The sequence below is a fragment of the Synechococcus sp. R55.7 genome (assembly GCF_047461955.1).
In the GTDB taxonomy this organism is placed as follows: Bacteria; Cyanobacteriota; Cyanobacteriia; order Thermostichales; family Thermostichaceae; genus Thermostichus.
The window spans coordinates 1-13,424 of record NZ_JANSIC010000023.1 but is presented as its reverse complement, the minus strand read 5'-3'; the positions used below and the strand labels follow the sequence as shown (position 1 = coordinate 13,424).

14 protein-coding genes and 1 tRNA gene are annotated in these 13,424 nt (G+C 54.6%); 2 read left to right on the top strand and 13 right to left on the bottom strand.

All coding sequences use genetic code 11. The annotated features are described in order from the left end of the window. Window positions 1-714: AEC family transporter (locus tag NW820_RS02310; protein ID WP_414406582.1), on the top strand; the 714-nt coding region annotated here is incomplete at its 5' end. On the opposite strand, the gene NW820_RS02305 is transcribed toward NW820_RS02310, so the two are convergent. Both NW820_RS02305 and NW820_RS02300 read right to left on the bottom strand, forming a co-directional pair. Further along, window positions 711-953: a hypothetical protein gene (locus tag NW820_RS02305; protein ID WP_414357973.1), complete on the bottom strand. Its 243-nt coding sequence runs from the start codon at window positions 951-953 to the stop codon at window positions 711-713. The genes NW820_RS02310 and NW820_RS02305 overlap by 4 nt on opposite strands. Window positions 954-1,254: 301 nt before the next feature. Continuing rightward, complete coding sequence (locus NW820_RS02300) at window positions 1,255-2,790, bottom strand: hypothetical protein (protein WP_414406581.1); 1,536 nt, start codon at window positions 2,788-2,790, stop codon at window positions 1,255-1,257. Between the two features lie 94 nt (window positions 2,791-2,884). On the opposite strand from NW820_RS02300, the gene NW820_RS02295 reads away from it, so the two are divergent. Continuing rightward, window positions 2,885-3,877 (top strand): YgfZ/GcvT domain-containing protein, encoded by a 993-nt coding sequence (locus tag NW820_RS02295; protein ID WP_414406580.1) that lies wholly within the window; start codon window positions 2,885-2,887, stop codon window positions 3,875-3,877. A 65-nt stretch (window positions 3,878-3,942) separates the two neighbouring features. On the opposite strand, the gene NW820_RS02290 is transcribed toward NW820_RS02295, so the two are convergent. From NW820_RS02290 to NW820_RS02240, 11 genes are all read right to left on the bottom strand, one after another. Beyond that, the gene (locus NW820_RS02290) at window positions 3,943-4,197 is read right to left on the bottom strand and encodes an HNH endonuclease (protein WP_011430012.1); all 255 of its coding nucleotides are present in this window, start codon (window positions 4,195-4,197) and stop codon (window positions 3,943-3,945) included. Between the two features lie 2 nt (window positions 4,198-4,199). After that, window positions 4,200-4,622 carry a KGK domain-containing protein gene (locus NW820_RS02285; protein ID WP_414406579.1) on the bottom strand — a complete coding sequence of 141 codons (423 nt, stop codon included), beginning with the start codon at window positions 4,620-4,622 and terminating at the stop codon, window positions 4,200-4,202. Between the two features lie 10 nt (window positions 4,623-4,632). Then, window positions 4,633-4,998 (bottom strand): KGK domain-containing protein, encoded by a 366-nt coding sequence (locus tag NW820_RS02280; RefSeq protein WP_414349830.1) that lies wholly within the window; start codon window positions 4,996-4,998, stop codon window positions 4,633-4,635. A gap of 27 nt (window positions 4,999-5,025) precedes the next feature. Beyond that, the gene (locus tag NW820_RS02275; protein ID WP_414349853.1) at window positions 5,026-5,181 is read right to left on the bottom strand and encodes a KGK domain-containing protein; all 156 of its coding nucleotides are present in this window, start codon (window positions 5,179-5,181) and stop codon (window positions 5,026-5,028) included. Window positions 5,182-5,428: 247 nt separating this feature from the next. Next, a complete protein-coding gene (locus tag NW820_RS02270) occupies window positions 5,429-5,839 on the bottom strand; it encodes a KGK domain-containing protein (protein WP_011430011.1) in 411 nt (136 codons plus the stop codon). Window positions 5,840-5,886: 47 nt separating this feature from the next. After that, the gene (locus tag NW820_RS02265; protein WP_414406578.1) at window positions 5,887-8,388 is read right to left on the bottom strand and encodes a dynamin family protein; all 2,502 of its coding nucleotides are present in this window, start codon (window positions 8,386-8,388) and stop codon (window positions 5,887-5,889) included. A 237-nt stretch (window positions 8,389-8,625) separates the two neighbouring features. Beyond that, window positions 8,626-8,698: transfer RNA gene (locus NW820_RS02260), tRNA-Phe, on the bottom strand. Window positions 8,699-8,757: 59 nt separating this feature from the next. Continuing rightward, complete coding sequence (locus tag NW820_RS02255; RefSeq protein ID WP_011434200.1) at window positions 8,758-9,411, bottom strand: Crp/Fnr family transcriptional regulator; 654 nt, start codon at window positions 9,409-9,411, stop codon at window positions 8,758-8,760. A gap of 317 nt (window positions 9,412-9,728) precedes the next feature. Next, window positions 9,729-11,324: an AAA family ATPase gene (locus NW820_RS02250; RefSeq protein ID WP_414332239.1), complete on the bottom strand. Its 1,596-nt coding sequence runs from the start codon at window positions 11,322-11,324 to the stop codon at window positions 9,729-9,731. Window positions 11,325-11,399: 75 nt separating this feature from the next. Further along, window positions 11,400-11,969, bottom strand: a complete 570-nt coding sequence (locus NW820_RS02245) for a hypothetical protein (RefSeq protein WP_414406577.1) — start codon at window positions 11,967-11,969, stop codon at window positions 11,400-11,402. 33 nt (window positions 11,970-12,002) lie between these two features. Next, window positions 12,003-13,004 carry a zinc-dependent alcohol dehydrogenase family protein gene (locus NW820_RS02240; RefSeq protein ID WP_414349833.1) on the bottom strand — a complete coding sequence of 334 codons (1,002 nt, stop codon included), beginning with the start codon at window positions 13,002-13,004 and terminating at the stop codon, window positions 12,003-12,005. Between the last annotated feature and the right edge of the window lie 420 nt (window positions 13,005-13,424).

Genomic DNA, 13,424 nt, shown 5'->3' with positions numbered 1-13,424 from the left:
CTGTCGGTGGGGCTGGGGTTTGCCTTGACCAGCGCTTGGCTGTGGTGGCAGCGCCACAACTGTTGGAGCAGCGCACAGCAGGGCAGCTTTCACCTAACCGCCACCCTGGGGAACACCGGGTATTTGGGCTATCCCATCTGTCTGGCTGTGGCCGGAAGGGCTTACTTTGGCTGGGCCCTGTTCTATGATCTGCTGGGCACTCTGTTCATGGCCTACGGGTTTGGCGTGTGGGTGGCCAGCCGCCACGGCAGTTCCCATGCCCAACCTTGGCAGGTGGGCCTCCACATTCTGCGCACCCCTGCCCTCTGGTCGTTTGCGATGGGCCTACTGCTGACCCGCGAACCCCTGCCGGGTTGGCTCTCTCAAGGGTTGGCGGCTTTTGCCTGGAGCATGATCCCGCTCAGTTTGATGATCCTGGGGATGCGATTGGCCCAGGTGAAGCGCTGGGGATCCTTTCTTGCCGCCGGAGTGGCCCTCTTGATCAAAATTGTGATTGTGCCGCTCTTGGTGGGAATCGGCCTTGCCTTCACCCCCTACCCGCCTCTGGCCAAGCTGGTGCTGGTCCTGCAGAGCGGTATGCCCCCCGCCATCGCCACCCTGGTGCTCACGGAAGAATACGACTTGGATCGGGAAATTACCGTAACTGCCTTGGCCGTGGGGTACTTGGCCGCCTTGCTGACCTTGCCCCTCTGGCTGGGGCTGTGGGGATCCTAATAGGCCAGGTGAGACAACGTCTGCTCTAGGTAGCGATGCACCAGTTGATCCAGCTCAGTTTCCTGGCCAGGCGGCTCCTGTCCCTGTAGCCATCCTCGAAAACCCGAGCTTTCCACAATGGCCTGCCGCAACGGCTTCCAAACCGCTTGCGTGCGCAGTGCTGTGAGGGCCTCTGGCTCGCTGGAGTGCTCCGCACCGCTGTTGCGAGCGTGAACGGAGCTGAGAGCAGGATTGGTCATGAGAGGAAGGTGAGTAGGAGTGATTCACCCTCAGAATAGCTTGGATCCCAGTTGACTTTGGCTCTCTAGGATACAAATCTCCCCTCTATGCTGAGCAAGCCTTCTCTCAGTCGCTCAAGCCAAAAAATCCTCAATATAGTCATTTCAAACTAGATTGAGACACTCCCCAGGCGTTCCGCGCTGCTTCCGCGGCCACCCCCAGACCTTCTCCCAGAGGGAGAGAGGAGCTGGACAGAAATGTTTCATTCCTGTTTAAAATGACCATACATCCCATCAACTCGAGCAAGAGGCCCAGGGATCCCTAAACGAACAATTGGCTGCGCTGCTCGACCCGTAAAGTTGGCCCCAAGGCATTGAGAAGAGAGACGCCGTAGCTGCGGACGATAATGCGGCTATCCAAAATAGCCACCCATCGAGTGGGGGAGCTGGGGTCTTCTCCCGAATCAGAGCCTTGCCGCAGAGGCGCGACGGCCCGTTGCAACTGGGCAGCAGCCACCGGCAAAAGGTACTGACGAAACCAGTCCTGCTGGGTGCGTTGCAGATATTGCACCCGTCCGGCCACCCTTGGGTCTTCCACAGAAGGGAAGGGCAAAGTGGTGATCACCATCAGTTCCGGGCGAGGCAAGCCGGCCTTGTGGTGTAGCCAGTAGGGCCAGTCGCAGACCAAAATGCCCTTTTCGCCGGGGAACGGGCTGTTTACCCGCACCCGTGAGCCGAATTCGGCAGCCAAAGCCGCCCCCACCTGTGCCTGCAGAGGTTGATCCGACACCAACACCACCACGAAGCCCTGCGCCTGAGGGATCAGCTTTTTCAGCTCTTGCAGCAGGTGATCCCGAAATAGAGGGCTGTTGGGCAAGGGCAGGCGCGGCAAGTAGAGGGACAGCTCCGCCCCGCCGGAACGGGGCCAACCCTCGCCTGAGGCAAACCGCAGCGGCGTCAGATCCGGCAAGCCCAACCGTCGCCGGTAGGTTTCCGCCTGGCGATCCAGATCCAGCGCTTCCCCGATAATCACCACCGGCTGTGTGGCCCAAATGGGGGCCAACCAATCCTGCAGAGCCGTCGGGCTGTGGTGAAGGGTGAGGCGACCGGTTTCTCGGTCGGTTTCGGCCCACCAAATCCATTTGGAGACGGGATCCCCCTCAGAGCTGAGCCGCCGGCGGATTTGATCCCAGGGATCCGGCAGCCAGCCGGGGTAGCCTGTCACCAAAGACAGCACAGCATCCAGGTGAACCTGTTCATCCGCATGAAGCAGACAGCGGGAAAGAGGCCGCCGCAAAAGCTGAAGGGACAAATTGACCTGAACCTGGGAGAGCTGCTCCGCCTCGGCAGGGAAGATTTGCCGGAGCTGTTGCCAATGGCTGGCTTCCAGGGTCACCGTTAGCGCCTGGTAGGCCCAATCTTCCAGGTCTTCGGCTCCATCCAGGATCAAAGGGATCCCTGTCGGCACTTGCGAGGATCCCTTTCTCAAGCGAGCTTGCAGCCAATCCAGGGGATCCACCAACAGCAACCCCTGGAAATCGGGATCCGGCCAACGGTCTTTTTGCAGGACGGGCTTATGCAACTGCAGGGTGTGCTGTAGCCAGGGGATCTCTTCCCCCAAAATTTGCGCCTGCACAGGAGCTGTGGCACAGAGCAAGGTGGGGTTGGGCCACATCAGGGCCGGCAGCAGATAACTGAGGCGGTGCTGACCCCCAGCAGGCACCTGGATCAAGGTGCTGCGACCCAACCGCAACCCTCGCGCCACCATGCGAGCCATCGTCAACTGGTGGGGCCACAGGGCTTCGGGAGACTGCCGCAAAAGCTGCCGCAACTGTTGGTGGACTTCAACCTCAATCACAGTTCAGTACGCCGGGGGTCTGCCACAGACGGTAGGGTGAACTAGCCTATTCTAGGGTAGAGAAGAAAACCAAAGCCCATCTCTGGGGTGAGCGATGTCTCTTCTAGCTGCTGTTTCCACAGAGGGCCAACCCGTTGCACAGACGGGATCCCTGCTTCTGGACCGCTCCGGGTGGGGCCGTTTGCGCATGAAGGGATCCCCAGGCTTGGACTATCTGCACAACCGAAGCACCCAAAATCTGAAGGCCCTCAAGCCAGGGCAGGGGGCCGACACGGTTTTCGTGACCCCCACCGCCGGCATCCTGGATCTGGCCACGGTGTACGTGGGAGAAGAAGACTGCTGGATCTGGACTTCGCCCCAGCGGCGCAGCCTGCTGATGCAGAGTTTGGGGCGCATGCTGCCTTTGGTGCGGGGAGCAGAGTTGAAAGATGAGACGGACCAGACCTTTGGTTTTGGGTTGCTCGGCCCCCAGAGTCAGGCTCTCCTGGAGCAAGTGGTGAGCTCAGAAGAGATTCCGACCAGGCTCAATGAGCACTGCGCCGTGGAGATCCAGGGGATCCCTGTCCATCTGGCTTGTGGCACGGGTCTTGCCCAGCCGGGGTTTACCCTCTGGGGCACCATTGACCAGAAAGTCGCTCTTGAAGAATGCTTGCTCCAAGCCGGAGCCAAGCTGGCCCCACCTGAGCTGTGGGAAGTCCTCCGCCTAGAAGCGGGTCGCCCCGCCGCCGACCGAGAGCTGACCTCAGACTACAACCCCCTAGAAGCCGGCCTGTGGCGAGCTGTTTCCCTTGACAAAGGTTGCTACGTTGGCCAGGAAGTCTTGGCCAAGCAGGTAACCTACCGGCGCATTCGGCAAACTTTGTGGGGGATCCGCCTCCAAGGAGAAGCTCATCCTGGCACAGAGATTTTGCGGCAGGGGGAAAAGATTGGGCTGCTGACCAGTGCAGGCCTAACTTCGCAAGAGTACCTGGGATTGGGATACGTGCGCACCAAATTCAATCCTGCCGAGGGGCTGGAAGTTGAAGTCGGCTCAGCGCCGGGAGTCCTGACCCGAATGCCGTTTTTGAGCTTTCCGCCTATTGTCTGAGGTTGTTTTTGCAGACCTCTCTCCTCTCTTTTCTAGAGGGAGAAGCGTAGGCGAAACACCGCAACTCACCAGTCAAAGTGGCGGCGAAAGCGGGGATCCCGTCGATCCTTTTTGCGTCGGTTGCAGGTTTTGCACAACGTTTGCAGATTGCTGATGTCGTTGCTGCCCCCTTGGGCAATGGGGATGATGTGATCGATCTGAAGCTGAACCTCTGGGGGCGACTTTCCGCAACCGCGACAACGGAAGCCGTCTCTTTGGAAAACATACTCCCGCACGGCTGCTGGAATTAGAATCCTTTCGCCGGATTTTCTTTCTTTCATCGTTATTCATCCATACTGCGAAGATCGTCCAGTGGAGACTTTTCATCTAGAGGTTCTAATATCTCTTGGTCGGGTTCTTTTATCAGAAATTCAGGATTGTCAGGATAAAAGTCAATCGTAACTTCTACTCTTACTTTTACTCTACCGGTCTGCCAACCGTTAGTTTTAGGAGAAAGAATCGAGCATGGAACTCCTTTATCGAAAAAATGAACCTGATCTTCATAGGGAATACCTGTTTGTATCTGTATCTCAAACGAACTCAAGTAACTGTCTAGTCCTCTTCCCATTTGGTCAAACCTCAGGAAATAAGAATTGATAGAATCGCAAAGCTTGGAAATCATGTAGACTTCCTGCTTATTGTTCTCGTTGATAAAAGTGATAACTCCGTCTCGCAGTTGGCTAAGATTAATGGATGTTTTTGTCATCTTATCGACCTCAAGACATAGAGACAACTTGAACAGCCCGTAAATCATCCAGTATAGAATCCTCTAGTTTTCTGGGAGCGCTATCTCCAGAATCTCTATATGGGTCATCAGGAACAAACTCGAGATAAACTTTGACTGATATCTTGCCAGAGATCCACGACTTTCTGGGCTGTAAGACTCTAGATTCTATTCCATCCACGAGCATTCTAATGTCCGCATAAACCTTTCTTGATTTAAGGTAACCGTTTGTCCGTAAAGTATCTGAAAGAAGGTAATTAATAATTGCACTATGCAAGCTACTTGGAAGGTAGACTTGATCACCAATTTCAACGACAGTTTCCCTATCATCTGACCTAAAAACTATCGGATCGACCACGGCATTGTCTCCTATTGCTAACAGACTTTACTGACTGACATCTCCCCGAATGTCATCCAAAGGCGATCTACTGCTCCCTGATCCCGTTTCTTCTGGCTCAAACTCAACCACTAGTCTCATCCTAACTCTACCAGCAATCCACGGTGAGCCAGGACGTAAGAGTTTAGCAGGAATTCCTTTCACGTTAGTTATTCCGTTCAAGTTGCTTCATAGAATCGAGACTCCCTTTTCGCTAAGTTTGCTGGATAAGTAGGATCTGATACTCTCATAAACAATCTCTGAGTACACCTGAGCAAACTCTTGCGAGTAGATTAGGCGTCCTCCTATATCAATGACAGTATTTTGGAAAATATCTAGCTCAACAAAGCACTCCTGAGATTGATCATTACTTGACACTTGCCCAACCCCCTCTATGTCTCTCTGGCTTAGGCTAGCTCTCACTTTCGCGAAGGTCATCCAGAGGGGATCCACTGCTGCTCTCTGAGCCTGTATCCTCTGGCTCAAACTCTACAATGATCCGCAATCTGACTCTGCCTTTTTCCCAATCCTTCTTGCCCGGCACCAAGAGCTGACAAGCAAGTCCCTGCCCAAACCACTTCGCTTCTTGCAACAATTTTTCTTCTGGCTTGGGAGCAAGAAGGCTACTGGCAATGTTGAGCAAGTCTTCCGGCGGCAGGATCCCTGAGGATCTCAAGGCCGCAATGAACAAGCGATGCAGCTCTTCTTTCTTGGTCAAGTCCTCTTGGGCTGCTTTGACCAAGTTGGCAACCTTGAAAGTTTTCTCCCTTACAGAGAGGATCCCTTCTGGGTGCTGCTGTAGAGGTATTGATTTGGATCCCATGACTTTATCTGGATCAAGTGAAAGGCCAAAAACAAAGACAAGCCGCTCTATCTCAGATCATCGAGGATGCTATCCAACTCTGGAAAACTCTCGTCTATGGGTGTAGAACGACCAAGAGCGACTGCTTCGCTTGCATTGCTGTCACCTACTTGCTGTTCAGGAAGACTTGCCAAAATCTGAACTGACTCACCAACAGAGGAAGGCTCAGGACGAGTAATCAAGGGCAGCATCTCGCGATTGAGGCCCAAAGCCTGCAGGCAGAGGTTGATCCCAGAAACAGCTTGGTTGTACTTGTCTATGCTTGCCTCCAGTTCTTTCAGCCGCTGTTGGTTAAGCGCAATTTTCTCTTCAGCCTCTTTTCTGAGAGTTGCTTCCATGAACTGCTTTGCTTCTGGGTACTTTTGCAAAATCTCATCGGCTACTTGCTTGGCAACCGGCAATAGCTGAGTTTTTAGAGTATTGTTGGTCTCTTGTCGGAAGCTAGAACGCACTGTCTGGTTAATTTTCGGCTCGAAGTCAAGCTTAAGTAATTGTCGGATTCCAGGCTCTGCGTCGCGAATAGCAGAGATGTCATAAGATTGGCTGGTTTGCTTTAGGACTTCTCGAAACTGGTAGATCGAGAATGTTCCTTCGTCGTAGAAGCGGGGGCTTTCTCTGAGGTAGCGGTCGCACTCTTTTCGGGCACCATTGACAAGAGAGCTCAAAGTTACATCTCTAACCGAAAGAAGCTTTTTCTCCAAGTCCCCATCGGATCCCAGTAGGCGAAACAACTGCCTGTAGTAGCTCGAGCTGCGAACTTCATCAACAAGGCGACGAAAGAAGTTCTCTACAAGCGTGCTGGCTGATTCTACCAGGATGTCCTCTAGATGGTTGGACAAATAATAAAAGGCTTCGACCAATACAGCTAAGAATGGAGCTGTGGAGTTGCGGGGACGAATGCGAACGGCTTGACTGTAAACATTGTCCAACGAAAAAGTATCCAAAAGCTCATCTAGCCTCCGTACCATCCTAGCCTGCAATTTACGGAAATCGTTCTCAAATTCTTTGTTTTCTCCGTTAATAACTTTATTGACTACTGTCTGGATATGCTCGTCAAACTCTCGGCCAATACTGGCTAGCTGCTGATTGATCAGCGTCAGCTCATAGGAAATCATGCTGTCAATCTCTTTGGGCTGGCTATCAATGTCTCGGTAGAGATCTAGATAGGACTTCCTCATCTCGATGCAGAGAGGTTGCAAATCATCGGCCAGCGCGGAAAATAGCTGTGGCCGCTTTTCTTCCGTTAAATAACGAGTGATCCCAGCCCGAAAGTCTTCAATACCGCTATCTTTAATCATATACTCAATCAAAGGTTTTCCCCACTCCCTCAGAATCCGAACGTAGTTATTTATGGGTGTGTCGTACCCATGTACAGAAGGGCGGAACGGGGATCCAACCAACCTACCTGACGTGCAGTACTTGTTAAACTCGCTGACAAACTGGGGCGTTTCTTCCTCACCACCCAATTCTTTGATGCTTTCTGAAAAGATTGTATCCAGTCCAAATCGATCCTCGGGGGTAGTTGCCTTGATCTGGGAACCATAGAAGCCGAGAAGGCCGCTTGTCTTAAATACGCGGAGTTGACGAAACTGCTGGTCGATAATGTTTTCTAGTCTCTGCTTTAGTTGTGCGTTGTACCAAGTCTCATCAATCCGGTTAAACACATAGAAGACCCGATCCCTGATGCTATCATTACTTTGAATATGCTCAATAAGCTCTGTCTCTTCCTTGGTCAGCTCACCCGTTGCAGCACACTTGAGAACGCAAACAACTGCGGACGTATCCGGATCGGCAATTTTTCGATAAGTACGCTCTGCATCCGCTTTGACTGGAGCATCGATCCCAGGAGTATCGACAATAACGTTTCCATCTTCCAGCAAGGGGTGGTGGCAATAGTATTCCACCTTTCGCAAAACTGCGCTATTGGCGCCGCGCCGGGCAAAACCCGCAGCTTCTCTTAGGTTGCCGAAGTTGAGCTGCTCCATCGAGAAGACTTTGTTCTCGGTAGGGTGAATTTTGTCCCGGTTCTGCTGGAAACCTGTAATCAACAAGCGAAGTGCATCCGCCTGCTTCGCCCGCTCTGACTTGCTTTTGCCTCCCTCCTGCTGAATAATAGCCTCAGCACGCTCCTTCAGGGGATTCAGTGCAGTGTCTTCCAGCCTGCTGAGTGACGGAGCCAAGTTTAGGAAAGCGCAGAAGGCGGTCATCTGTTCTTGCACTTCCTGCTCACTGAGAAAAGTGAGCACCACTCTCTCAGCATTTGGCTCTGCGTAGGCAATGTAGCACTCTGTCCCTGTGGCGTGCCCTTCGGCGCTGTAGAGAAGCTCTCTTTCTAAGAGGGCATTGATTAGCATAGACTTGCCAGCACTGAAAGCACCGGCAAAGACAATCTCGAAGGTTGGAGAAATAGCTTTGCTGAGGGAAGCTTGAATCCGAGTGGTATCTTGCTTGCCTGAAAAAGTGGAATCCTGATGCCAGAGTTGCAGGATAGCTTCAACCTGCTCTTTCAAGTTCTCACACTGAGGCAGGAGCTTTACAGACATAAGAGAGCAATCTCCACAGAGGCTGCTGGGATTATAACTTGCCTATGCTTGAGGTGAGGATTCCTACAACAATTTTCTTCAGTCCCGGAGCTGTGTGGCTATATGTGCATACACGTGAAGAGAGAAGAGCAGAACTCCCCAGACCGACATAGCAAAAAGGCTTAGGTCGTTGACCCAAGCCCGCCTCAGCATACTCATACCAGATGCCAGGAACCAGACTTGAACTGGTGACACGAGGATTTTCAGTCCTCTGCTCTACCAACTGAGCTATCCCGGCTCTGGACCTACTATCTTACGATGTCGAGGGGGGTTTTGACAACTGGTGGCGCCCCCAATTTAGCCAATCAATTTCTCCAAAGCCTCCATCTGGGGGATGCAGAGAACATCTCGGTTGCGATCCCGGCGGATCAGCTCCTCTTGCTCCAGCTTGGACAGGACGCGAGTGACCGTTTCCCGGGCTAGGCCACTTAGGCTGCTCAGCTCCCGATGGGGCAAGTTGGGGATCTCTACGCCACTTCGGCTAACCCGGCCACGGGATTCGGCCAAAAACAGCAGGATATCGGCAACACGGGCCGTACTACTGGCCTCGCGCAACTGCAGACGACGGTTGATCTGCCGTAAGCGGCGCGACATGAGCTGAGCAAGGCGGATGCCGGCCTGAGGATCAGAAGCCAAAAAAGCCAGGAAGTGTTGGGCCGACAGACAACTGACTTTGGTGGCTGTTAGGGCTACAACGTCGGTAGAGCGAGGTGCTTCATCCAAAGCAGCCATTTCCCCGAAGATTTCCCCTGGACCAAGAATGGTGAGGGTGATCTCCCGGCCTTCGAGATCATGGGTGCGAATCTTGACCCACCCTTCCAGGATGAAATAAACGGCGTTACCCCAGTCATTTTGTAACAAGATGGCCTGATTGACTGGGTGGGAGCGCAACGACATTTGCCCGGCCAGAGGCTCTAGCCTCTCAGGAGGAAAGCCCTCAAACAGGAGCATCAGGCGTAGGTCATCTGGAGTTACATCGCTCACCGTGGGATCCTCCTGCACGTGGTCAGTTCTGGTCGAGTGGGATGGGAAAAGGGTGGGCCTGCACAGACACGTCAACATGCCCCTCAGCCTACCGTCTCTCTCAGGTCTATGGCCCGCCGAGGCGAACTGCGTACCAATAGGACAGAGCTTTAGACCCAATTTTGACCTCTACTTTGGAAAGGGATCCCTGCCCAAAAAAGCTGCTGCCATTCTCTAACCCAGAAACGGCAAAATCCATCTTGCTGATGTTAATTCTCTCGGCTTTGTGCAGTTTGAGTCGAGATCTAGACCTGCTGAAGTTGAGATGGCCAATCTTGGCTGGTATCCAAAACCTTTAAAAAAGGCCGTTCCGAATCGGAAAAATCCTGCCAGTGGGCCTGCTGTTGGGAGAGCATCTCGGCGGTGGCATCAGCAATGTCGGCAGAGTGCTGCTGATCTCCATCGATGCAGCCGGCTGGGGCCAAGAGGGGCTGAGGAGCTGGGCTGCGGCGTTGCAGGCGCTCCCGCAAAACAGGTTCAGGGGCGTAGCAGTGGAGGATGCGCAGTGGGATCCCTTGGCGTTGGGCCTGATCAATGGCCATCCCCCGCAGGGCTTGCCGGTCAAACTTGGCGTCCAGAATCACGGTGTAGCCTTCCTGGGCCAGCTCTACTCCCAACTGCACCAAGCGGCGGTAGGTTTTATCGGTCATCTCCGGGGTATAAACCTCCGGCCCCCCCCGTTGCCGCAGAGGGATCCCGGCCAAATGCTTGCGCACCGCATCGGAGCGAATGTGAATGGCTCCCCGCTGACGGGCCAAGTGGCGGGCTACCGTGCTTTTGCCGGATCCCGACAATCCCGACATCAGGAACAACTGCCCCCGCTTGGGGAGGGTGTATTCCCAGGCAAGACGGTAATAGCGGGCGGCGGTGCTAAAGGCTGTGGCCTTGGCTTCCTCTGCTGCAGTGGGATCCTCCAGCAAAAAAGAGGTGACCTTGGCTCGCACGTAGGCCTGCCGATTGAGGTAAATAGGCAAGATCTTCAACCCTTCCCAATCTCCGGTTTCTTCCAGGTAGGTGTTCAAATAGGCGTTTCCCAGATCGGGGCGATGGCGGGCATCCAAATCCATCACCCCATAGGATATGTCGTACATGACATCCACAAAGCGGAAGGCTTCATTAAACTCGATGCAATCAAAAAGCAGGATCTTCCCTTCCCAAAAACAGATGTTGCCTAGGTGCAGGTCTCCGTGGCATTCACGAATGCGGTTTTGTTCTATTCTTTGTTGAAACAGCTCCTGCCGCTCAGCAAAAAAGCGATCGGTGTAGGCTTGGGTTTCTCGATATTGCTGAGCTGTTTGTGGGCCGCCGACGTAGCGCTGGGTTTGGGCGTAATTCTCGTCAAAGGCTTCTCGCACCCGTTCTGGCCGGCCAAAGCTGCGGATGTAGTCGTTGGTCTCGGTTTGGGCATGAAACGTCGCCACCACCCGCCCCAGCTCCTCCATCAAGGACGGCGTTAGCTCTCCCCGCTCAAACAGGTTGCTGAACAGTTGCTCTTGGGGAAATTGCCGCATTTGCAGAGCGTATTCTATGGGCTCGCCGCTGCTGTTGAACTGAAATCGGCCATCGGTCTGGACAATGGGCAACACTTGCAGATAAAGGCCGGGAGCACCGCGCTGGTTCATGCGCAGCTCTTCTTGGCAAAAGTGGCGCCGCCTCTCCAGGGTGGTGAAGTTCAAAAAGCCAAAGTCCAAAGGCTTTTTCACTTTATAGGCATAGTCGCCTGTCAGCAGAATATAGGAAATGTGGGTTTGAATAAGCCGAATGGGATCCTGTACCGGATGAGGGTAGAAGGCGGGATCCAGCATCGCTTGGATCAAGGGGGGCAGGTGGGTATCGACCATGAAAAACGATAGAGATGGAAAAAGGGCTTGGACGGGGATCCCTATCTTCCGCCGACAGAGCAGATTGTCCTCCACCTATTCCTTAAAGGGCAAGGCGGCTTCTTGGGGGGAAAGACGGATGAGGCTGATCCCCTGCTGAATTAGCGTATCTTGAGCAGCGCTGGAAAGGGCGTAGGGCCAGACCAGATATTTGGTGTTGATGTAGTCTTGTCCGCGCTTGGCCAGGTTTACCTGTTCCGAGAGCATGCGCACATCTGGCCCGCGGCTGATAGTGGCTTCGGCCCGGCGAATGCGCTGCATCAGTTGGCTGAACAGCTCTTGGGGCTGCTGCACAAACACCACAATGGCCAAGTCACAGGGGTTGTAATAGTTGCCGATGCCGCAGAGGAGCAGGGCTTCACTGGAGAGAACAAGGGTTTCTTGATCCCCCAGAGCCACCACCGGATACAGAAAGGTGCGCACATCCTCCAGTTGCCAGTGGTTAAAAGAGTGGCTATCTACCTCCCCCCGCACCCAAGAGGAGATGGCAGGAAAAACTGCTTCGCTCAACAGTCGATAGGCCGTCTGGGGTCGCCCTAGCCAGCAGAGGGCATTTTCGTAGAAGCTCTCGTTCTCCAGCAGGTGGGGGGTGAGAGGAGCAACCATGGGCAGATCCTCAACGGGCTTTCTCCAGCATGCCTACTCGGGGATGGTTAAGGCAATTTTGCCCAGAACGGATCCCTGCTCCAGCAACCGGTGGGCGGCAGCCGCTTCGGCCAGAGGAAAGGTGTGGCTGAGCTGGATCCGCAGTTGGCCTTGGTCGATGAGGCGGGCACATTGCCTGAGGATTTCCGCCTGATTTTGTTGGGCGTTGGTCAGGCTTTTCAGCATCGGGGTGAGCATCAGCTCAAATCCCACCCGCAAGTTGCGGTCGCGAGCCACCCGCCAGTCGATCTCTGGGGCCGGGGCCAGCAGGGTGACGATATCTCCGTACACGCGCACTGCGGGGAAGGTCTGCTCCAATAGCTTGCCGCCCAAGGTATCTAGGGCAAGATCTACCCCCTCTCCCCCTGTCCAGTCCAAAACGGCGCGCACAAAGTCTGTCTGCCGGTAGAAGATGGGCAAGCCGGCGCCTAGGGAACGGACAAACTCCGCCTTTTCCGGGGTGCTCACGGTGGTGGCCACTTTGGATCCCCGTAGACGGGCCAGTTGGATGGCCACATGGCCAACTCCACCCGCTCCCCCGTGGATGAGCACACTTTGGCCGGCCTGGAGACGCCCCCGGTCGTACAGCGCTTCCCAGGCGGTGATCAGCACCAGCGGGGCAGCAGCAGCCTCCGCAAAGCTCAGAGTTCTGGGCTTGGGAGCCACAAAACGCTCGTCCACCACGATCAGCTCGGCGTAATTCCCCGCCTGCCTGCCCAGACCCCCGTGGCAGAAGTACACCTCGTCTCCCACTGTAAAGTGCCTAACTCCGGATCCCACGGCTTCCACAACGCCGGCACCGTCACACCCCAAAATGGCGGGCATCTCCTCTGGATAGAAGGTGCCCCGTTGCCGCAGTTTGGTGTCGATGGGGTTGACGCCGGCTGCCCTCAGACGGATGCGCAGCTCCCGCTCGCCGCGAATTTGGGGCTCAGGTACTTCTCGGAGCTGCAGAACCTCTGGCCCGCCGGGCACACTCATGACTACGGCTTTCATGCGCTCAAGTTGTCAGCTTCAGTTGGGTTGGCCCGCTCAAAGGATGCAGGGTAGAGTTTGTTCTGGTGATGAGAAGATGGGCATCTCCCCATTGGGGTGTTGCTTTGCAACCCTGCGGAGTCTTGCAGCTGCTCTCTAGCCTATTTTAGCTAAACCGCCGAGAAGCCCCGCGCTGTATGCGCAGGGTCAACATACCCACGCAAAACCGAAGCCGTCACCCCACTCCATGAAGCAATAAAAAGGCTAGTGACTAGTGACTAGTCACTACGCACTACTCTACAGGGCGGTGGGGCATCCCGTCCTTTTCGCGTCAGCGGGACGTAGTCCTTAAGCTCAGGAAATGTCTGAAGCGATAGCAGGGGTCACTGAGAAGCCCGCGCTGTGTGCGTAGCAACCCTGCGGGAAGCTAGCTACAGCGTC

Bases quoted from the DNA above. Each gene is read 5' to 3' on its own strand.
- NW820_RS02285 (WP_414406579.1), bottom strand. From the start codon at position 4,622: ATGACAAAAACATCCATTAATCTTAGCCAACTGCGAGACGGAGTTATC.
- NW820_RS02290 (WP_011430012.1), bottom strand. From the start codon at position 4,197: ATGAAAGAAAGAAAATCCGGCGAAAGGATTCTAATTCCAGCAGCCGTG.
- NW820_RS02255 (WP_011434200.1), bottom strand. From the start codon at position 9,411: ATGCTCCTGTTTGAGGGCTTTCCTCCTGAGAGGCTAGAGCCTCTGGCC.
- NW820_RS02305 (WP_414357973.1), bottom strand. From the start codon at position 953: ATGACCAATCCTGCTCTCAGCTCCGTTCACGCTCGCAACAGCGGTGCG.
- NW820_RS02245 (WP_414406577.1), bottom strand. From the start codon at position 11,969: ATGGTTGCTCCTCTCACCCCCCACCTGCTGGAGAACGAGAGCTTCTAC.
- NW820_RS02240 (WP_414349833.1), bottom strand. From the start codon at position 13,004: ATGAAAGCCGTAGTCATGAGTGTGCCCGGCGGGCCAGAGGTTCTGCAG.
- NW820_RS02295 (WP_414406580.1), top strand. From the start codon at position 2,885: ATGTCTCTTCTAGCTGCTGTTTCCACAGAGGGCCAACCCGTTGCACAG.
- NW820_RS02270 (WP_011430011.1), bottom strand. From the start codon at position 5,839: ATGGGATCCAAATCAATACCTCTACAGCAGCACCCAGAAGGGATCCTC.
- NW820_RS02250 (WP_414332239.1), bottom strand. From the start codon at position 11,324: ATGGTCGATACCCACCTGCCCCCCTTGATCCAAGCGATGCTGGATCCC.